Annotated in this window: 1 protein-coding gene; it reads left to right on the top strand. The window is 65.9% G+C overall.

What is annotated here, in order from left to right; genetic code table 11:
- The coding region (locus AC2W7M_RS26670; RefSeq protein WP_486136216.1) for a polysaccharide deacetylase family protein at positions 1 to 742 on the top strand (742 nt) is incomplete at both ends.

Raw genomic sequence — 742 nt, 5'->3', positions numbered from 1 at the left:
GCGCCGCGCAAGAACTACACCTACAAGTCGTTCGACGTGGACGGCGCCTATATCGCCATGACGTTCGACGACGGGCCGAGCCCGGAGACCACGCCGCGGCTGCTGAAGATGCTGCGCGATCGAAACATCAAGGCCACTTTCTTCGTGCTCGGCAACATGGCGGCCAAGCACCCCGAACTGCTCAAGATGATCGCCGACGAGGGTCACGAGATCGGCAGCCATTCCTGGAGCCATCCCCAGCTCACCCGCATCAGCCAGGCGGCGCTGGACAAGGAGCTCGGCAATACCACCGAAGTGATCCTTCAGGCCACCGGCAAGCGGCCGATCTATCTGCGCCCGCCTTACGGCACCATGAAGCCGGCGCTGCGCACCCTGATCGAGGAGAAATACGGACTGACCATCGTCAACTGGTCGGTGGACCCGAACGACTGGAAGAACCGCAACAGCCAGGCCGTCTATGACGCCATCATGGCGCAGGTGAAGCCCGGCGCCATCGTGCTCTCGCACGACATCTACGCCACCACCGTGGATGCCATGCCCCGCGTGCTCGATGACCTCGCGACCAAAGGCTACAAGTTCGCCACCCTGTCGCAGATGGTGGCCATGGACAAGCCGCTGAAGGCGCCCGTGGTCGCCGCTCTTCCCAAGCCGAACGGGCAGCAGAAGCCGAAGCCGGCCACGGCCGCCCGGCCGGACGGGGCGAAACCCGCCGCGCCGAAGCCCGCCACCGCCGCGCCCCCGG

This window comes from Xanthobacter sp. BG11Y11_SDJG (genome assembly GCF_057364445.1).
Note: the sequence above shows the minus strand (reverse complement) of the source record. Positions and strands in the feature narration are given on the sequence as shown.